At 55.6% G+C, this 17,290-nt stretch carries 20 protein-coding genes; 10 read left to right on the top strand and 10 right to left on the bottom strand.

Annotated elements, in window-relative coordinates; translation table 11 throughout:
• Window positions 1-18: 18 nt before the first annotated feature.
• Together NIZ92_RS14985 and NIZ92_RS14980 are read left to right on the top strand one after the other, a co-directional pair.
• Entirely contained in the window at window positions 19-873 is an 855-nt protein-coding gene (locus NIZ92_RS14985; protein ID WP_009460099.1) for a cytochrome c oxidase assembly protein, read from the top strand.
• Window positions 874-890: 17 nt separating this feature from the next.
• Complete coding sequence (locus NIZ92_RS14980) at window positions 891-2,384, top strand: M48 family metalloprotease (protein WP_035271918.1); 1,494 nt, start codon at window positions 891-893, stop codon at window positions 2,382-2,384.
• A 28-nt stretch (window positions 2,385-2,412) separates the two neighbouring features.
• On the opposite strand, the gene NIZ92_RS14975 is transcribed toward NIZ92_RS14980, so the two are convergent.
• Entirely contained in the window at window positions 2,413-3,543 is a 1,131-nt protein-coding gene (locus NIZ92_RS14975) for a YheT family hydrolase (RefSeq protein ID WP_254002191.1), read from the bottom strand.
• A 66-nt stretch (window positions 3,544-3,609) separates the two neighbouring features.
• Window positions 3,610-3,822: a zinc-finger domain-containing protein gene (locus tag NIZ92_RS14970; protein ID WP_021446957.1), complete on the bottom strand. Its 213-nt coding sequence runs from the start codon at window positions 3,820-3,822 to the stop codon at window positions 3,610-3,612.
• Between the two features lie 285 nt (window positions 3,823-4,107).
• Here NIZ92_RS14970 and NIZ92_RS14965 point away from each other — a divergent pair, with 285 nt between their 5' ends.
• The 3 genes from NIZ92_RS14965 (at window position 4,108) to NIZ92_RS14955 (ending at window position 6,619) form a co-directional block, all read left to right on the top strand.
• A complete protein-coding gene (locus NIZ92_RS14965; RefSeq protein WP_009460096.1) occupies window positions 4,108-4,794 on the top strand; it encodes an AzlC family ABC transporter permease in 687 nt (228 codons plus the stop codon).
• Window positions 4,794-5,129, top strand: a complete 336-nt coding sequence (locus tag NIZ92_RS14960) for an AzlD domain-containing protein (RefSeq protein WP_254002190.1) — start codon at window positions 4,794-4,796, stop codon at window positions 5,127-5,129. Before NIZ92_RS14965 ends, NIZ92_RS14960 begins: the two co-directional genes overlap by 1 nt.
• 113 nt (window positions 5,130-5,242) lie before the next feature.
• On the top strand, window positions 5,243-6,619 hold the full coding sequence (locus NIZ92_RS14955; protein ID WP_080748056.1) for a DEAD/DEAH box helicase: 1,377 nt from the start codon (window positions 5,243-5,245) through the stop codon (window positions 6,617-6,619).
• Here the strand turns inward: NIZ92_RS14955 and NIZ92_RS14950 are convergent.
• Window positions 6,599-6,988: a thioredoxin family protein gene (locus tag NIZ92_RS14950; RefSeq protein ID WP_009460093.1), complete on the bottom strand. Its 390-nt coding sequence runs from the start codon at window positions 6,986-6,988 to the stop codon at window positions 6,599-6,601. The two genes, NIZ92_RS14955 and NIZ92_RS14950, sit on opposite strands and share 21 nt — an antisense overlap.
• Window positions 6,989-7,061: 73 nt before the next feature.
• On the opposite strand from NIZ92_RS14950, the gene NIZ92_RS14945 reads away from it, so the two are divergent.
• The 3 genes from NIZ92_RS14945 (at window position 7,062) to NIZ92_RS14935 (ending at window position 9,550) form a co-directional block, all read left to right on the top strand.
• Window positions 7,062-7,880, top strand: a complete 819-nt coding sequence (locus NIZ92_RS14945; protein WP_254002189.1) for an EI24 domain-containing protein — start codon at window positions 7,062-7,064, stop codon at window positions 7,878-7,880.
• Window positions 7,870-8,679, top strand: coding sequence for a molybdopterin-binding protein (locus tag NIZ92_RS14940; protein WP_035271923.1), 810 nt, complete (start codon window positions 7,870-7,872; stop codon window positions 8,677-8,679). Before NIZ92_RS14945 ends, NIZ92_RS14940 begins: the two co-directional genes overlap by 11 nt.
• 121 nt (window positions 8,680-8,800) lie before the next feature.
• Complete coding sequence (locus NIZ92_RS14935) at window positions 8,801-9,550, top strand: IclR family transcriptional regulator (protein WP_035271925.1); 750 nt, start codon at window positions 8,801-8,803, stop codon at window positions 9,548-9,550.
• A gap of 33 nt (window positions 9,551-9,583) precedes the next feature.
• Here the strand turns inward: NIZ92_RS14935 and NIZ92_RS14930 are convergent, their stop codons facing one another.
• Window positions 9,584-9,796, bottom strand: coding sequence for a hypothetical protein (locus NIZ92_RS14930; protein WP_254002188.1), 213 nt, complete (start codon window positions 9,794-9,796; stop codon window positions 9,584-9,586).
• Between NIZ92_RS14930 and phaP the strand changes: the two genes are divergently transcribed.
• On the top strand, window positions 9,795-10,394 hold the full coding sequence (gene phaP, locus NIZ92_RS14925; protein ID WP_009460089.1) for a TIGR01841 family phasin: 600 nt from the start codon (window positions 9,795-9,797) through the stop codon (window positions 10,392-10,394). The two genes, NIZ92_RS14930 and phaP, sit on opposite strands and share 2 nt — an antisense overlap.
• A gap of 134 nt (window positions 10,395-10,528) precedes the next feature.
• On the opposite strand, the gene NIZ92_RS14920 is transcribed toward phaP, so the two are convergent.
• The 6 genes from NIZ92_RS14920 to NIZ92_RS14895 form a co-directional block, all read right to left on the bottom strand.
• Window positions 10,529-11,563, bottom strand: coding sequence for a quinone-dependent dihydroorotate dehydrogenase (locus NIZ92_RS14920; protein WP_060186980.1), 1,035 nt, complete (start codon window positions 11,561-11,563; stop codon window positions 10,529-10,531).
• Window positions 11,564-11,584: 21 nt separating this feature from the next.
• Window positions 11,585-12,307 carry an arginyltransferase gene (locus NIZ92_RS14915; RefSeq protein WP_060186979.1) on the bottom strand — a complete coding sequence of 241 codons (723 nt, stop codon included), beginning with the start codon at window positions 12,305-12,307 and terminating at the stop codon, window positions 11,585-11,587.
• A gap of 48 nt (window positions 12,308-12,355) precedes the next feature.
• Window positions 12,356-13,084 carry a leucyl/phenylalanyl-tRNA--protein transferase gene (gene aat / locus NIZ92_RS14910; RefSeq protein WP_083053156.1) on the bottom strand — a complete coding sequence of 243 codons (729 nt, stop codon included), beginning with the start codon at window positions 13,082-13,084 and terminating at the stop codon, window positions 12,356-12,358.
• 2 nt (window positions 13,085-13,086) lie between these two features.
• The gene (locus NIZ92_RS14905; protein WP_009460085.1) at window positions 13,087-13,677 is read right to left on the bottom strand and encodes an NUDIX hydrolase; all 591 of its coding nucleotides are present in this window, start codon (window positions 13,675-13,677) and stop codon (window positions 13,087-13,089) included.
• Between the two features lie 20 nt (window positions 13,678-13,697).
• Window positions 13,698-14,300, bottom strand: a complete 603-nt coding sequence (locus NIZ92_RS14900; RefSeq protein WP_254002187.1) for a DUF2946 family protein — start codon at window positions 14,298-14,300, stop codon at window positions 13,698-13,700.
• 111 nt (window positions 14,301-14,411) lie between these two features.
• Entirely contained in the window at window positions 14,412-14,969 is a 558-nt protein-coding gene (locus tag NIZ92_RS14895) for a MarR family winged helix-turn-helix transcriptional regulator (protein WP_021446953.1), read from the bottom strand.
• An 840-nt stretch (window positions 14,970-15,809) separates the two neighbouring features.
• On the opposite strand from NIZ92_RS14895, the gene aspA reads away from it, so the two are divergent.
• Window positions 15,810-17,228, top strand: coding sequence for an aspartate ammonia-lyase (gene aspA, locus NIZ92_RS14890; protein ID WP_009460082.1), 1,419 nt, complete (start codon window positions 15,810-15,812; stop codon window positions 17,226-17,228).
• Window positions 17,229-17,290 lie beyond the last annotated feature (62 nt).

The following is a 17,290-nucleotide window of genomic DNA, read 5'->3' as shown; positions in this document are numbered from 1 at the left end:
GTTGCGGATGGCGCTGCTATGTCCTTGCTCGACTGGCTGACACCTTGGGAGTTTTCTCCTGTTCTGCTTTTGACCTTCTTGCTGGTCATCGCTTTGTACGTCCGGGGGCGGCAAGTACACCGCCCCAATCTTTTGCGCCAGTCCTTCTTCTGGATTGGCCTGATTCTCCTCTACCTTTCCTTGCACACGCGCCTGGACTATTACGCTGAGCGCATGTTCTTCATCCATCGGGCCCAGCATTTGATCTTGCATCATCTGGGCCCCTTGTTCCTGATGGGTGCCTATCCCGGTCAAACCTTGCGTGCGGGACTGCCGTTGAGCTGGCGGCGGGCTTTGGCTCAATGGTTGCGCCGACCCAGTGGCCGACGTGTTCAGGCTGTCCTGACCAACCCGATACTGGTCGCCTTTCTGTTTGTTTTCCTGGTCCTGATATGGATGCTGCCTACGGTGCAGTTCTATTCCATGCTGGACTGGCGTTTGTACCGTTTGATGAATTGGTCTGTGGTCATCAGCGGGATCATGTACTGGAACCTGATTCTGGATCGTCGGCCTTCACCACCGGCCCGGCTGTCGGTGGGTGGGCGTATACTTTCGCCGGTTATTACGATGGTGCCGCAGATGATTGTGGGCGCCATCATCACATTTACTGAATACGACCTTTATCCGATTTTCGATTTATGCGGTCGTGCCATTCCGGGTATGGATGCGCTGGCTGATCAGGTCATGGGTGGCCTGATTATGTGGGTGCTGGCCGGTCTGGTTGAAGTGTTTGGCCTTTTGTATGCCTTGGGCACCTTGATGCGCCTGTCAGCGCGTCACCGTTTGCCAGAATCTCGCAAGCGGACAAGCGCTATGATGGTCAGGGCCAATTGATTTTGTCGGGAGTATCCATGCAGTTTAAACCCGCCCGTTCCGCGCTTTCTCTATGTCTGGCTTTGTCGCTGGCTTTCGGTTCAGTGTTGCCTGTGCAGGCGCAGCCTGTGGGCATCCCTTCAATGGGAGCAGCTTCGGGTGCCGAGTTGTCTCCGGCTTTGGAGCGGACTTTGGGCAATGCCATCATGGAGCAGGGCAGGCGTTCACCCGACTATGTCTCGGACCCGGATATCAATCAGTATTTGACGGATATGGGCCGCAAGCTGGCCCAGTACGGTCCTGCCATGGCGCAGCCAGTGACGGTATTTGCCCTGCGTGATAGCAGCATCAACGCCTTCGCCTTGCCCGGTGGCTATATCGGTATTCATAGCGGGCTGTTCACGGCTTCACAGTCCGAGTCCGAATTGGCCTCGGTGCTGGCTCACGAAATTGCCCACGTAGCGCAACGTCACGTGGCTCGCGGTATTACCCAAAGTGCGCAAAGCAACCATTTGCTGATTGCTGCTCTGGCCGGAGCCTTGTTGGGGGCCCTGGCGGGCAGTGGTGATCTGGCTATGGGGGCGGCTGCTTTCGGACAAGCAGCGGCCGTGGATAGGCAGCTGGGTTTTTCTCGTCAGGCCGAGCAAGAAGCTGACCGCGTCGGTTTCGAGATGCTGCTCAAGGCTGGTTATGAGCCACAAGGCATGGTGCAGATGTTTCAGCGTCTGGCCGCGGCTTCGCGTCTGAATGAGCGCGCGACAGCCAATGAGTACGCCAGCACTCACCCCATGTCTCAGCAGCGTGAATCGGACATCAGTAACCGGGTACGCGGTCTGCCAGCCAGTAATTATCAGGACACCCCTTCGTTCTGGTATATCCGTGCGAAGTTGATGGTGATGCAGGCTGGGGGGGGGCAGTCTTTGCGTGTTCTGGAACAGGCGCTACAAAGTACGAACCAGTCACAAAGTGATCTGGAGCGCTCTGCGGCGCAGTACGGTCTGGCCTATATTGCGCAAGGCCGTCAGGATTATGAACAGGCTCGTGCGCATCTGACCGAAGCGCGGGGACAGGGCAAATTCCAGGCTCCGGAGCTGGATACCCTGGGTATACGCATTGCGATTGCCGATCGAGATGTGCAAGGTGCTTTGAATTTGGCCAAGCAGGCCTGGCAGCGTTGGCCCAAGAGCCAAGGGGTGGCTTTGGCTTATGTGCAGGTCTTGCAGCAATTGGGGCAAAACGATCAGGCGCAGGCTTTCTTGATGGAGCGTATCAAGCAATGGCCTGATGAACCCCAGCTGCATCAGTTGCTGGCACAAACCTATGATCGTTTGGGCGACGGTGTAAAGGCCCGACGTGCCATGGCTGAGTACTATGAATTAGTGGGGGCTCTGCCTACCGCTGTGGAGCAATTGCAGCAGGCGCGCAATTTGACCCAGGACTTCTATCAGCAATCCGAGCTGGATACGCAGATTCGTCAATTGCGTGAACGTGTGGAAAGTGAGCGTATCTTGCTGGAGCGTTTCCGCTCCTGATGAGCCCGCAGGCCCGCTTTAGCCGATCTTAGCTATTGGTTTCAAAGAAGCGGGCCAGTCTTGCGGGTAACCAACCCATATTGCCGGGGATGCTGCCCGTGATGAAACCGACGTGCCCGCCTTCGGCAGGTTGATGCAGCAGGATGGAGTCCGAGCAGTCCTGAATGGTCGGCAAACTGGTGTGCGGCACGAAAGGATCGTTGCGAGCATTCAAAACCAGCGTAGGAATTTTGATATTGCGCAGCAAAGGCTTGCTGGATGCGCGCGTCCAGTAATCCAGCGCATGGCTGAAGCCGTGCATGGGCGCGGTATAAATGTCGTCGAAGTCGCGTATGGTGCGGGCCTGATTCAAGCGGGCAGTATCGACCATGCCTGGAAAACGGTGAGCCTTGTCCTGCAGCTTGCTGCGCATGCTTTTCAGAAAATAGGGCGAGTAAAACCAGCGGCCCATTCGGGATTCGGACAGGTAGCGGCCGCAAGCGACCAGATCCAGTGGTACCGAAATGGATGCACATGCCTGCAACCAGGACACTTCATCACCCGCTTCCCCCAAATATTTGAGCATGGCATTGCCGCCCAGCGAGGTGCCGGCTACGTGCCAGCGCACATTGGGCAGATGGCCTCGAACCGTATTCAGGATAAAGCTGATTTCTTCCGAGTCACCCGAGTAATAGGCGCGTGCCATGCGATTCGGGAAGCCTGAGCAGCCCCGGAAATGGGCGACCACCACAATCCAGCCACGGGCGCGGAAGTACTGGGCGATTGCCTGGATGTAATGGCTGCGGCTGCTGCCTTCCAGCCCATGAAACAGAATCAGGGCATGGGTATCGGCCGTGCTGGGCAGGCTGACCCAATCCTGAGGCTGCATCCAGCGACGGGCGGCGGTGCGGGATAAGTGGGCGTCGGGTTGGGCGGTGGCACCGTTGGCCAGCTTGTCGGCAAACAGACCAGGCCCGGTCCAGTCCAGGTCCAGGAAGTCGCCATCGGGTGTATCAATCCTTTGACGGACAAAGGCGATATGGTGATGGCGGGCAAAAAATGCCCCGTGAATGGTCTGTATGTGTCCGCCAGGCAACCAGGCGGGCAGGGGGCAGGCGCTGGAATCCAGACGGGCAACCGTATCGGCATGACGCCAGGGTTGCGCGTCAGCTCCGGGCACAGGGCCCGGCTCTATCGCATTGCCAGAGGGGGGAGCAGTGGGGTCCAACGAAGCCAGATTCAGAAATTAATGACCGTGAACCTTCTCGCCTTCTTTCAGGCGGTAGCGGGCACCACAGTAAGGGCAAGCGGCTTCGCCGGTCTTGCTGATATCGATATACACGCGGGGGTGCATGTTCCACAGTGTGCCACCTGGACGGGGGCAGTGCACGGGCAGATCGTCGGCTCCGACCATAATCAGTTCGTGATCTGCTTTTTTAGGTTCGATAGCGGCGCTCATAAGGTTCCTGATAACAATGAGAGAGGTAAGAATACCGTGCACGCAACGGCGGTGCCGAACTTTACGTGCGTAGACTAGCGATTGTAGCAAGACCCGGCCTGTTTTTTCTTGACCTTATCAACAGAGCAAGATGTTCGTGCCTCGGTTTTGCTTCTAGAATAAGAAAAATCATAAGCAAAGCTGCCGCCGCTGTTTACAGCTTGCGGGCAGCACATCTCAGGAGACGGCGTGTCAGCCATCACAAGATTATCGGCCTTGTTGCCTAGTGCACAGGATCGTGTACACATGCGCGCCGGTTTCATCGACTTTATTCCCGCCTTGATTGCCACTGTGGTCTGGGGCTTTGTAACGGGCGTGGCCATGGTCAAGTCCGGCTTGAGCGGGTTTGAAGCCACCTTGATGACCTTGTTTGTGTATGCGGGCTCGGCCCAGCTGACGGCCTTGCCGCTGATCGAGTCCCACGCGCCCTTGTGGTTGATTTTCACTGCCGGGTTCATCGTCAATATTCGCTTCATTATTTTTGGAGCGGCCTTGCAGCCTTTTTTTCGTCATCTGAGCTGGAAGAAACGCCTGGGCCTGGGCTATATCACCAGTGACATGGTGTTTGTGCTGTTCATGTCCAAGTATGGCGACTCCAAAGAGCGCGGCTCGCGCGAGCATCTTTGGTATTACCTGGGAATCATCCTGCCTGGTTGGCTAAGCTGGCAGATTGCCTCCTTGTCGGGCATTGTGCTCAGTGCCTATGTGCCGCCTTCCTGGTCGCTGGAGTTTGCGGCCATTCTGGCCTTGTTGGCGCTCCTGATTCCCTTGGTCAATAACCGTGCCATGTGGGCCTGTTTGATTACGGCCAGCGTGATTGCATGGGTCGGACAGGCGCTGCCCCTGCGTTTGGGGCTGGTGGCAGCGGTGCTTGGCGGAGTGCTGGCTGGCGTGGCGGCAGAACAACTGCAACGGCATAGGGATGCACGGTGATGAGCGATTGGCAGTATGATTGGTACGTTTTGGGTGCAATCGCCCTGTTGGTGTTGTGCAGCTTGCTCTCCCGCTCCGGCTATTTCATGTTTGGTGATTTGCTGCCCCTGACCGAACGTATGCGGCGCGCCTTGCGCTTTGCTCCGGTAGCTGCTCTGGCAGCAATCATTATCCCGGAACTTTTGCCTTGGGCTTACGGCGACACCCCCCGATTGGATATTAAAGCTCTGGCCTGCCTGGTGGCTGTGCTGGTGTTCATCCGTACCCGTAACGCTGTTTGGGTAATCGTGGCCGGGATGGTGGCGTTCTGGCTGATACGTGCCGTGATGCCATAAAATCCTGAACCGAGTACTGACATGCCCGTGACTGCTGTGAGGCAGGCGGGCATAAGTTAAAATAGGATTGTTACAAATGCTTGCCACTGGTGGCAAGCCGACTTTTTGCGTACATGACAGATAAAACTCCTTCGACCCCCAATGACCTTACGTTTGCTGATTTCGGTCTGCACCCTGGAATATTAAGCGCCGTTACCGAGGCGGGATATTCCAAGCCTACGCCTATTCAGGCCGAGGCGATTCCCGTGGTGCTGGCCGGCCGTGATGTCATGGGGGCAGCACAGACGGGTACAGGTAAGACGGCAGCCTTTTCCTTGCCTATCCTGAATCGTCTGATGGCGCACGCCACGACCAGCGCTTCGCCCGCCCGCCACCCGGTGCGGGCTTTGGTGTTGACACCAACACGCGAGCTGGCCGACCAGGTGGCCGAGAGCATTGCGCTCTACAGCAAATCGGTCCCCTTGCGCTCGACGGTAGTGTTCGGTGGTGTGGATATTGGACCGCAAAAAGAGGCCCTGCGCCGTGGTGTTGAAATTGTCATCGCCACCCCAGGCCGTCTGCTTGATCACATTGATCAGCGCACGATCAATTTAAGCCAGGTCAGCATTCTGGTGCTGGATGAAGCTGATCGCATGCTGGATATGGGCTTCCTGCCCGATCTGGACCGTATTGTTTCCTTGCTGCCGAAGAATCGTCAGGGCCTGTTGTTCTCGGCGACGTTCAGCAAGGAAATCCGCAAGCTGGCCCGCAACTTTCTGAATGATCCGGTCGAGATCGAAGTGGCTGCCCGTAACGCGACCGCATCGACAGTCACCCAGGTGGTGTACCCCATGTCGGCGGACGAGAAGCGTCGTGCCGTGGCGCATCTGATCAAGACCAAGAAGCTGACCCAGACTATCGTCTTTTCCAATACCAAGATTGGTGCTGGTCAACTGGCCCGCTATCTGGAGCGTGAAGGCATCAAGGCGGAATCCATCCACGGCAATAAAAGCCAGCTGGAGCGCATGAAGGTATTGGACGCCTTCAAGAGCGGCAGTGTGGATGTATTGGTGGCAACCGATGTGGCCGCCCGCGGTCTGGACGTGGCCGGTATGCCCTGCGTGATCAACGTGGACTTGCCGTACAACGCTGAAGATTATGTGCACCGTATTGGCCGTACTGGTCGTGCTGGCGCCTCGGGTGAAGCCATTGCCCTGATGGCTCCTGATGAAGAGCATTTGCTGCAAGAAATTGAGAAGCTGATTGGCACGGCTGTGCCACGTCTGAAGCTGGATCTGCCAGCGGCTGCCTCCTCGTCCCGTTCCGGTTCCAACCGTCACGAGCGTGGCGAGCGTCGTTCGTATCAGTCGAACACGCCACCCGTGGATGAATTTTTCCTCAAGCCTTACGAGCCATCGACCGCTGCTGCGCCCAAGCCAGCGGTGACGACTCCTTCCAATACAACGCGCAAGCGTTCGGTGGGTGTGCTGTTAGGCGGCGGCCGCTACTAAGGCGCGCAAATCCCCAGGCCCGGCATCAACGACCGGGCTGCGTTCGGAGATGCTGTGCACCAGACGCTCCAGATGTTCGATATGAGGCAGCATGGGACCGTAGAAAACGGTCCCATTTTCGTTCTGGATCAGCAGCGTGGGGAAATCTTCAATATCTTCATCGCCCACTAGCTCGGGCTGCTCTTCAATATCAATCCAGATCAGGCAAGCCTGGGGAAACTGTGTGGCCAAAGCCTCAAAAGCGGGTTGATACTGCTGACAGGTTTTGCACCATTCGGCGCAGAAACAGGCAATCAACAAAGCATCGGGTTCGGCTTGCAGGTGGGCCGCCAGGGCGGTCAGATCGTGTTGGGCGTTGAACAAGGCCATAATTTCATACAGACAAAAAGAAGCGACTGTGTCTATGATACTCGGGTAATCGATTTTGCTTAGCAGGAGCAGTATGTCCGTATCTTCGTCTGCCCCATCGCGATCGGGCCCTGCTGGTGGTTGGGCCAGCATCTCCATCGCCTTCAAGCGTTCTTTGGTGTCGCAATTTCAGCCACGCATGCTGGTGGCCCTGGTCATGCCTTTCCTGATCATGTTTGTGGGCCTGATTTTACTGAGCTGGCTATTGTGGACCCCCATTCAGACCTGGTTGCTGGAGCTGCTGGGGGGCTGGAATGCCTTTGAATCCGTGGATCAGTGGTTGGTGGGCTTGGGTCTGTTCTCGCTGAAAGTGTATCTGGCGCCCTTGTTGGCTTTAGGCATTTTGTTGCCTCTGGCCGGTGTGTTGGGCCTGATTATTGCCGCTGTGCTGGTCATGCCTTTGGTCCTGGGCCATTTGCAGCAGAAAGACTATCCCGATCTGGTCAAGCAAGGCCACAATGCCACGGTCTACAGCGTCTGGAACGCGGTGTGGGTGGGAACCTTGTTTGTAATGGGTTGGCTGGTCACCTTGCCGTTATGGATTTTTCCTCCTTTTGCGCTGATTTTGCCCGTGCTGTGGTGGGTTTTTGCCCTGACGCGCATGTTGCGGGTGGATTCCCTGGTTGAGCACGCGAATGTGCAAGAGCGCAAGTATCTGTGGTCCCGTCTGAATAGCCAGTACTGGTTGATCGGTCTGATCTTTGCCCTTTTGAACCTGATTCCACCGGCCTGGCTGGTCTTGCCTGTGTTCTCGGCTCTGGTATTTGCCCACTTCTCTTTGGAAAATCTTCGTCGCCTGCGCCAGCACGAGGCAGCAGCGGCTTCTACTACGCTTATTGACCATGACAACTAAGGATCAAGCCATTATTCGTCTGATTATTATTGGCGACGAAATCCTGTCGGGACGTCGCTACGATAAACACTTTTCAAAACTGATCGAGCTGCTGGGGGCCAGGGGCTTGCAACTGGGGGGCGCCCAGATCATCCCTGATGACCTGGATACGATTGCCGCCACCCTGCAGCGCAGTTTTGCGACGCCGGATATTGTGTTTTGCTGTGGTGGGATTGGTGCGACACCGGATGATCAAACCCGCCAGGCGGCGGCCAAGGCTTTGGGTGTGGAGCTGAAGCTGCATCCCGAGGCCGCAGCCTTGATTGCTGAGCGCTGTGCTGAAAATGAGCGTAATGGCGTGGGTAGTGCAGATATGTCCTTGCCCGAGAACCAGCAGCGCCTGCAGATGGGTGTGTTCCCGGTGGGTGCCGAAATTGTGCCCAACGTCTACAACAAGATTCCCGGTTTTTTCATTCACAATCACACCTTCATGCCGGGTTTTCCTGTGATGGCCTGGCCTATGATGGAGTGGACGCTGGATACTCGCTATCGGGAACTGCACCATCTGGCTCATCGAGTCGAACACTCTTTCCTGGCCTTTAACTTGCCAGAGTCGCGTATTACGCCGGCCATGGAGCATGTAGAGTTGAATTGGCCAGGTGTGAAAGCGTTTAGCCTGCCCAGCGTGGGGGAAGCGGGCGGACAGCCACATATTGATCTGGGCGTTAAAGGGGAGCCGGAACCGGCGGCAGAGGCCTTGGCCTATTTGCGCCAGCAGGTGCTGGACTTGGGCGGGAGCTTGAGCCCTGCGCTAAAATAGCGCTTGCCAAGCGCGCGACCATTTCATATTATGGAATTTGTTGCGTTGCATCATAATTCTCCTAATAATGACAACAAATTCCTTTACGCCCTCAGGCGCGTCGTCAAACAATGGTGGTCAGATGTCGATCCAGGTTCTGGAACGCGCCATGATTCTATTGGACGAACTGGCCAAGCAATCTGAGCCAGTGGCATTGAAGAATCTGGCGGCTGCAACTGGCCTGCATACCTCAACCACTCACCGTATCCTGAACGATCTGGTGGTGGGACGTTATGTGGAGCGCGTGGACAGCGGTTTATACCGACTGGGCATGCGTTTGCTGGAGCTGGGCTCCCTGGTTAAAGGCCGTCTGAATGTGCGTGCGGCTTCCCTGGCCCCCATGCGCGAGCTGCACAAGTACACCGGACAAACGGTGAATCTGTCCTTGCAGCAGGGCGATGAAATTGTCTATGTGGAACGTTCCTGGAGCGAGAGCTCGGGTATGCAGGTGGTGCGCGCCATTGGTGGCCATGCACCTTTGCATTTGACCTCGACCGGCAAGCTGTTTCTGGCTTCCTGGGAACCGCGTCAGGTGCGGGCCTACGTCATGCGTACCGGCCTGGCCGGTGCTACCCGTAACAGCATTACTCAACTGGAATTGCTGGAGCGCGAATTGGCGCAAGTTCGTCGTCTGGGCTATGCCCGCGATAACGAGGAGCTGGAGATGGGTGTGCGCTGTATTGCGGCTGGTGTGTATGACGACACCGGCAAGCTTTTGGCCGGTCTGTCTTTATCTGCTCCGGCCGAGCGTTTGCACGATGACTGGATTCCCGTTTTGCTGAATACCGCCGCTAAAATTTCCGAAACGCTGGGATACGACAAACAGCGTTAAGTCTGTGTTTTAGTGTTGTTTTTCCAGTCTTGATTACAAGTCCATGACGGTTTTGTTGCAGCGCAACAAATTACGTTGACTTTGTTTTGGATAGCGCTTAAAGTTGAATTGTTGCGGTGCAACATAGAAGGTTTGCCTTGCGTAGTTGCGAATGAGCCGGGCCTTCTTCAGACCCTTGTCTAGTAACACTGACACTAATTTCACGCTGGCTTGACCCAGGCCACGTATCTCCAAGGAAAACATCATGAGTGCTATTCCACAAAACGTACTGGAATCCCAACAAGCTACTTTGAACAACCTGTTCGCTGCTCAAGGTCAATTGCTGCAAGGCTTTGAAAAGCTGGTTGGTCTGAACCTGAATCTGCTGCGCAGCTCGCTGGAACAAGCGGCTGGCCAATCCCAGCAAGTTATCAACGCCAAAGACGTGCAAGACGTTGTGGCCCTGTCGCAAAGCGTGGCCAAGCCTAATGCTGCCCAGGCTCTGGAATATGGCAAAAGCGTTTACGACATCTTCTCCGATCTGCAACTGAACCTGTCGCGCATCGCTGAAGCTCAACTGGCTCAAGGTCAACAGCACGCTGCTGACGCTATCGACCAGCTGGCCAAAAACGCACCTACCGGTACCGAAAGCGCTGTTGCTTTGCTGAAGTCTTCCTTCGCCACGGCCTCCAACGCGGCTGAAACCGTTGTCAAGGCTGCTCGCCAAGCTGCTGATGCTGCTGAAAGCAACATCCAGGCTGCTACCAACGCCAGCCTGAAAGCTGCTGCTCAAGTTACCGAAGCCAGCAATAAAACCGTTGAAGCGGCTGCCGCTGCGGCAACGGCTGCTACCAGCAAGAAGTAAGTCTTTGCTGGTCTGATTTAATCAGGCGCTAAAGAAAAAGCCAGCTCATCGAGCTGGCTTTTTTCTTGCTTGCCGTGCCAGTAGTGAACTTGCTTCAGGATGCTAGTGCCCGCGTCACGCGGGCACGATGCGTTTTACAGGGCGCGAATGCACTCGGAGATCAGGGCGGGGCCTTTGTAAATCAAGCCGGTATATAGCTGTACTGCTTGGGCTCCGGCCTGGATCTTTTCCTGAGCCTGACGGCCAGATTCAATACCACCCACACCAATAATCGGGAAGTCGGGGCCTAGTTGCTCGCGCAGACGACGAATGACGTTCAAGGATAATTCGTGCACGGGTGGGCCGGACAAGCCGCCTTGCTCCTGACCGTGACGCAAACCCTGTACGGCATCGCGCGACAAGGTGGTATTGGTGGCAATAATGCCGTCCAGACCTTGCGAGGGTACTGTGTCCGCAATGGCATCAATTTGCGATTGATCCAGGTCAGGAGCGATTTTCACCACGATAGGCACGTAGCGTTGGTGCTCTTGTGCCAATTCCGTACGTAGCGCTTGCAAGGAACCGAGCAGACGGGCCAGTTCATCCTGAGCCTGCAAGGCACGCAGGTTTTGCGTGTTGGGTGAGGAGATATTCACAGTAACGTAATCAGCGTGGGGGTAGACCGCACGCAGACACGTCAGATAGTCCTGATCGGCCTGCTCAATGGGGGTAGTCGCGTTTTTGCCAATGTTCAGACCCAGAATGCCGCCTTGCGAGCGGAATTGGCTTTTGCGCACATTATCAATAAAGGTATCCAGGCCGTGGTTGTTAAAGCCAAAGCGATTGATCAGGCTATTGGCTTCAGGCAAGCGGAACAGGCGTGGCTTGGGATTGCCGGGCTGCGCTTTCGGGGTCACTGTACCAACTTCGACAAAGCCAAAGCCCAGTGCGCCCAGGGCATCAATATGCGCGCCATTCTTATCCAGGCCTGCGGCCAGACCCACAGGATTGCGCAGCTTCAAACCCATCAGTTCCAAAGGCTTGCTGGGCAGGTCTTTCAGCAAACTGCCCAAAATAGGAGTTTGGTGGGCGCAATGCAGGGATTTCAGAGTCAGTTCGTGAGCGTGTTCAGCATCCAGACTGAACAGCACCCGGCGAGCCAAGGGATAAAGGCTGAATAGGGCAGACATGGGGATCGATAAAAGAGGACGTTAAGCCAGCCATTCCCAACGACCTTTTATCAGGAGCTGGTAGGGGCGAAAGCGGGTTTTGTAGGCCATTTTACGGCTTTCTTCGATCCAGTAGCCTAAATAGAGCCAGGGCAGGGATTGTTGACGGCAATAGTCCAACTGCCAGAGCACGGCGTAGGTGCCCAGGCTGCCGGTGTCGTCGGGATCAAAAAAGGTATAGACAGCGGAGAGTCCGTCTTGCAGTACGTCGATGACGGCCACAATTTTCAAGGTACCGTCGGGCTCACGAAACTCCAGCAGACGCGAAGTGACATGGCTGGCCAGCAGAAACTGGGCGTACTGGGACTGGTCGTCCTCGTCCATGCCGGCGCCGGGGTGTCGACTGGCCTGGTAACGGCGGTACAGCTCGTAGTGTTCGGCATTCCAGTGCAGGGGCAGATCTTGTACGACCAGATTGCCGTGGCGTTTTTTGGCACGGCGCTGGGCACGGTCAGGCTGAAAGTGCAGAGTGTCACAACGCAGGGGCAGGCAAGCGCGGCACTGGTCGCAATAGGGGCGATAGGTAAAGGTGCCGCTGCGTCGAAAGCCTTGCTGGACCAGCTTGGAGTAAACCGTGTCGTTAATCAGGTGAGCAGGAGCGGCAACCAGCGAGCGTGCCTGTTGTTCTGGCAGGTAACTGCAACGATAGCTGGCCGTGGAATAGAATTGCAGCGTTTGGGGACTGGGTGCTTTGGGATAATTCATGCGACTCTGCCAAGCGTGATAGAGCCATTATGGGATGCTCGCGCCAGCCTAGCAAGTTGGGGGCAGGCCTAGTTGCAATGCCCCACGCGGCCAGACCGGGCTGGGTTGATCTTTGGCCCAGGCCAGGGCAGCCATAAAGTCTTTCCGGGGGATGGGGCTGGCACCCAGACTGGCCAGATGCGATGTCTCTTGCTGGCAGTCTATATACGGGATGCCCGCGAACTTCAGGAACTCCACCAGATGGGCCAGGGCGATCTTGCTGGCATCGGTTTGCAAGGCAAACATGGATTCGCCAAAGAAAAAGCGGCCCAGATTCACCCCATACAAACCGCCGACCAGCTTGCCGTCCATCCAGGTTTCTACGCTGTGGGCGTAGCCACTGTGGTGCAAAGCTGTATAGACCTGCTCAATATCCGGGCTGATCCAGGTGCCGGTCGCACTACGTTGGGCGGCGCATTGGCCTATGACTTGCTCAAAGGCCAGATCGCAGGTGACTCGGATAGGGGCGTCGTCCTGATCTTGCTGCCGTGCAATCTGGCGCAGTTTTTTGCCCAGGGAGCGGGAAATCTTGAATTGATCGACCTCCAGCACCATGCGCGGATCAGGAGACCACCACAGAACCGGGTCGCCAGGGCTGTACCAGGGAAACATGCCCTGGCTATAGGCTTCCAGGAGGCGTGGAACGCTTAAATCCAGACCGGCAGCCACCAGCCCTTCGGGGCTGGCGTGTTCAGGGCTGGGCAGGGCCTGATCAGGAGCGACCCATACAAGCGACATGATCAGCCGTGGTCGCGGGGGGCGATATCAAATTCGTGAATCTGGAAGCGGCCTGCTTTGTGGTCTTCGACGTAACGCTCCAGGGTGGCGGTTACGGTGCGAAAAGCCAGGTTGTCCCAAGGGATGTCGTCCAGGTGGAAGAAACGGGCTTCCAGGGACTCCGGACCGGGGTCCAGCACGTCGCTGATGACTTTGGCCAGGTAGTACACGTGAACTTGTTCAGCGTAAGGCACGCTGATAACGGTAAAGAGCGGGCCGGGTTCGACTTGCGCACCCGCTTCCTCGCCCATTTCACGCAAGGCGCCTTGCCCCAGCGTTTCGCCCAGCTCCATGAAACCGGCGGGCAAGGTCCAGGTGTTGTAGCGCGGCTCGATGGCGCGACGGCACAGCAAGACCTGATCGTCCTTCCACATGGGCACAATACCGACCACATTGCGGGGATTCTGGTAGTGCACCGCGCCGCAATTTTCGCAGACATCACGCATGCGGTTATCGTCCGGGGGCACCAGGCGTGTCAATTTGCTGCCACATTGATTGCAGAAGTTTTGCGTGCGTGGGGCGGGGAAATAGAAAGAGGCGGATGGCTGGGTCATGCAGATTCTGTGATGGCGGTTCAATTGGGATCGGGTTCTGGCAAAACAATATACGCCAATTCCTCGGCGGGCGACACGCAGGACGACCAGACTGTCAGGGAACAGGCTTGTGGGTACGCGGGCAAGGACCAGCCTTCGCTGCGCTGGGCTTGCTCCAGATCCAGACTCTCCAGGCCGTGTTGATCTGTGCGTAACTGATCCAGCAGGGCAGGAACATCACGGCCCGCTAACAAGGCCGGGCCTGCGGAGCTGCGCAAATAGAGCCTGCCCTCAGCGCTGATGTACCAGGCCTGAATAGTTTCAACGGGACGGCCAGTATGGTCTTGCAAATGGGCTTGATCCTGGGCCAGGGAAACAATCAGTGGGGCCGCGTCCAGACGGACATAAACACGTTGCGGACCATTCTGGATAAACCAGCGGCCTTGTTCATCCGCCTGATAATTACGGTTGAAAAATGCCAACAAACCCTGGTGGGCAATGCGCTCGCCCACTTGCCCTGGGTGCTGGTTAGCATCGCCAGCCGGATGATGACGCCAATGACCAGACTGATCTAAAGAGATATACCCGCTGACAGCGGGCACATTGGGCCATTTTTTCATGGCATCCATAACAGCAGCATCCATAAATTTCAGCCTTGCAGGGACGAAAACAAAGGGTGGCACCGATACGGTTGCCACCCTTGACGGTGTAGGGTCGACGACAAGGTCGACCCTGGGGCAAGGCGAGTATGTGCCTTAAGCCATATAACTGCGCTGCATGGTTCCGGGGATGGTGTGCGAAAGAGGCTTTTCAACTTTGATTTCCGGTGTGTCGTTGCCTTGCAGGGCTTTGGATAACAAATTGGACAAGCGTTCGCGCACGTCTTGGGGCACATGACTAAATACGCCCGATAGCCACTCGATGTAATAGGGCAGCAGGTGCTCGCACAACTCTTGTCCGGCCTCGGTGAGTTTAACAGTGAGCACGCGGCGGTCCGAGGTATTGTTCTGGCGTACCAGCAATTGCTGCTGTTCCAGCCCGTCGAGCAGGCCGGTGATGGTGGCGCGGGTCACGCCAGCTTGTTCTGCCAATAGCGCGGGGCTCAGGCCAGAGGGTTGGCGGCTAAGCAAGAACAGCAGAACCAGACGTCCTTCGGACAGACCAAATTCGTTCAGAACAGAGCTGGAAGCGCGATTAATGCTGGAGGCCAGCGACAGAACGCGTAAACACAGTTCGATATCCTCGGTTTTAGGGTGGGCCTGGCGTTGGGATTCGCTCAGGATAGTTTGATATTTCAGATCGAGTAATTTCATAGTGCTGTGCCGTTAAGGAGTGCGCGGCAAAGAGCAGTAGTTATTTAGAAAGAATCAATAAAACCCAATAAAAACGGGTTTGCTTTCTTTTATTACTGAGCCGCTGCTTTTAATGTGGAAATTTATCTTATTTTTTAATTCCATTTTTACTGATTTAAACATCTTTTATTGATTAGGAATTTTCATTTAGTAAAATAAGACCAGTTTTTTTCAGTATAAGCGGCTATGGGTTTACAGAATAGTCGTAAAGCCTGTGTATACTCTTTTGCCTTCCTTTTTTTCTCAAACTGCAAGGTTTCCGGACTTCCTATCCGGGCAGCATGGGATGATTTTTGATCCTGTGTTGTGAGTCTTATGGCTTGAACGCATCAAAATGATGCAAGCGCGCAACGCTCGTGTTCAAAGCGCCAGACTCTTGTTACAGACATGATGAGCGAGCTATATCGGAGATACACCGCTAAATTAAGCGAGTTTTCAACTGTCAGTCAGGAAAGCAGAGGGGCCCAACTCAAGAAAAACCGCAAAACGACGTGCATGTGAGCGCTCGGCGTTTACAATGTTCAAAGCGCTTCCCGAGCTCGACGATGCCTTCAAAAAAGGCGGTTGGATCATTCACCCCGCTTGGCGGATTGCAATAGAGGCCCGTTTTTTACGGGCCTTTGCTTTCCGGAATTGGATACAAGCATTATCCAAAGCTTATTAGCGGTATTTGCCAGCATGTCCCCGAGCCCCTGCCAAGTTCGCAAGAAATGGTAGGGCTTTGTTCCGTTTGTAGTCCGGGATTGAGTATGAGGCGTATCAAAAAAGTCTTGCTATCGTTATTAAGGAAACGAAGGAATTATGAGTCAGTTCCGTATCGAACATGATTTGCTGGGAGACCGCCAAGTCCCCGATGAAGTCTATTATGGTGTTCATACCTTGCGTGCCAAGGAGAATTTCCACATTACCGGTACGCCTATTTCAACTTACCCGGAACTGATTAATGCTCTGGCGCTGGTCAAGCAGGCAGCTGCTCAGGCCAATTTCAAACTGGGTTTGCTGGAGCAGGATAAGCACGACGCCATTGTGGCTGCATGTCAGGCCGTACAAGCGGGCAAGTGCCATGAGCATTTCGTGGTAGACATGATTCAGGGCGGCGCAGGTACCTCGACCAATATGAATGCCAACGAGGTTATCTGTAACCTGGCCTTGGAACATATGGGTCACAAGCGCGGCGAGTACCAGTATCTTCACCCCAATGAAGATGTGAACATGGCCCAAAGCACCAACGATGTCTATCCAACGGCTTTGCACCTGGCTGCCTACCGTTCGCTGGACCCGCTGTTTGCCGCCATGGAACGTCTGCGCGACGCCTTCCTGAAAAAGTCCGAGGAATTCTCCTCGTACATGAAGATTGGCCGCACTCAGTTGCAAGATGCTGTGCCCATGACCCTGGGTCAGGAGTTCAACGCCTTTGCCACCATGATCAACGAAGACATCGTGCGTCTGAAAGAATCGCGCAAGCTGATGTGTGACGTGAATCTGGGCGGTACGGCTATTGGTACCGGCATTACGGCTCACCCTGAGTATGCTCAGCTGGCTGTGGCTGCCTTGTCCGATCTGTCCGGTGTTCAACTGCGTGTCTCTGACGATTTGATCGAAGCCACTCAGGATTGCGGCGGTTTCCTGCACCTGTCGGGTGTGTTGAAGCGCGCTGCCGTCAAGCTGTCCAAGCTGTCCAACGACTTGCGTCTGCTCTCCAGCGGTCCTCGTGCTGGTATGGGTGAAATTTGTCTGCCCGCCGTGCAAGCTGGTTCGTCCATCATGCCCGGTAAAGTCAACCCCGTGATCCCTGAAGTGGTCAACCAGGTTGCCTTTGAAGTGATTGGTGCCGACATGACCGTGACCATGGCTGCTGAAGCCGGTCAGTTGCAGCTGAACGCGTTTGAGCCTGTGATTATTCACTCCCTGCTGCGTAGCATGGCTTTGTTGAGCAATGCTTGCGACACGCTGACCCAGTTCTGCGTGGTAGGTATCACTGCCAACCGTGAATGCCTGGAAAGCAATATCGAGCGTTCCATTTCCCTGGTCACCGCCTTGAACCCGTTCATCGGTTACAAAGCGGCTACCTCGGTTGCCGCCGAAGCCTTCCAGACAGGTACCAATATTCGTGACGTGGTTCTCAAGCGTGGTTTGATGGATGCCGAGACCCTGAATGACGTGTTGCGTGCCGAATCGCTGATCCAACCTCGTGATCTGCGTGCTGCTGACCCAGCCTGAACCAATCTGAACCAGGCCTGATTGGCCAGTCTTGGCCGACGCCGGTAACAGTTTGGGAAGCC

Origin of the sequence: Alcaligenes sp. 1735tsa3 (genome assembly GCF_024134565.1) — a bacterium.
Taxonomy (GTDB): Bacteria; Pseudomonadota; Gammaproteobacteria; order Burkholderiales; family Burkholderiaceae_B; genus Alcaligenes; species Alcaligenes phenolicus.
The sequence above is the reverse complement of the archived record's forward strand: the minus strand, read 5'-3'. Positions and strand labels throughout refer to the sequence as shown.

Bases quoted from the DNA above. Each gene is read 5' to 3' on its own strand.
- NIZ92_RS14985 (WP_009460099.1), top strand. From the start codon at position 19: ATGTCCTTGCTCGACTGGCTGACACCTTGGGAGTTTTCTCCTGTTCTG.
- NIZ92_RS14980 (WP_035271918.1), top strand. From the start codon at position 891: ATGCAGTTTAAACCCGCCCGTTCCGCGCTTTCTCTATGTCTGGCTTTG.
- NIZ92_RS14970 (WP_021446957.1), bottom strand. From the start codon at position 3,822: ATGAGCGCCGCTATCGAACCTAAAAAAGCAGATCACGAACTGATTATG.
- NIZ92_RS14965 (WP_009460096.1), top strand. From the start codon at position 4,108: ATGCGCGCCGGTTTCATCGACTTTATTCCCGCCTTGATTGCCACTGTG.
- NIZ92_RS14960 (WP_254002190.1), top strand. From the start codon at position 4,794: ATGAGCGATTGGCAGTATGATTGGTACGTTTTGGGTGCAATCGCCCTG.
- NIZ92_RS14955 (WP_080748056.1), top strand. From the start codon at position 5,243: ATGACAGATAAAACTCCTTCGACCCCCAATGACCTTACGTTTGCTGAT.
- NIZ92_RS14950 (WP_009460093.1), bottom strand. From the start codon at position 6,988: ATGGCCTTGTTCAACGCCCAACACGATCTGACCGCCCTGGCGGCCCAC.
- NIZ92_RS14945 (WP_254002189.1), top strand. From the start codon at position 7,062: ATGTCCGTATCTTCGTCTGCCCCATCGCGATCGGGCCCTGCTGGTGGT.
- NIZ92_RS14940 (WP_035271923.1), top strand. From the start codon at position 7,870: ATGACAACTAAGGATCAAGCCATTATTCGTCTGATTATTATTGGCGAC.
- NIZ92_RS14935 (WP_035271925.1), top strand. From the start codon at position 8,801: ATGTCGATCCAGGTTCTGGAACGCGCCATGATTCTATTGGACGAACTG.
- phaP (WP_009460089.1), top strand. From the start codon at position 9,795: ATGAGTGCTATTCCACAAAACGTACTGGAATCCCAACAAGCTACTTTG.
- NIZ92_RS14930 (WP_254002188.1), bottom strand. From the start codon at position 9,796: ATGATGTTTTCCTTGGAGATACGTGGCCTGGGTCAAGCCAGCGTGAAA.
- NIZ92_RS14920 (WP_060186980.1), bottom strand. From the start codon at position 11,563: ATGTCTGCCCTATTCAGCCTTTATCCCTTGGCTCGCCGGGTGCTGTTC.
- NIZ92_RS14915 (WP_060186979.1), bottom strand. From the start codon at position 12,307: ATGAATTATCCCAAAGCACCCAGTCCCCAAACGCTGCAATTCTATTCC.
- aat (WP_083053156.1), bottom strand. From the start codon at position 13,084: ATGTCGCTTGTATGGGTCGCTCCTGATCAGGCCCTGCCCAGCCCTGAA.
- NIZ92_RS14905 (WP_009460085.1), bottom strand. From the start codon at position 13,677: ATGACCCAGCCATCCGCCTCTTTCTATTTCCCCGCCCCACGCACGCAA.
- NIZ92_RS14900 (WP_254002187.1), bottom strand. From the start codon at position 14,300: ATGGATGCTGCTGTTATGGATGCCATGAAAAAATGGCCCAATGTGCCC.
- NIZ92_RS14895 (WP_021446953.1), bottom strand. From the start codon at position 14,969: ATGAAATTACTCGATCTGAAATATCAAACTATCCTGAGCGAATCCCAA.
- aspA (WP_009460082.1), top strand. From the start codon at position 15,810: ATGAGTCAGTTCCGTATCGAACATGATTTGCTGGGAGACCGCCAAGTC.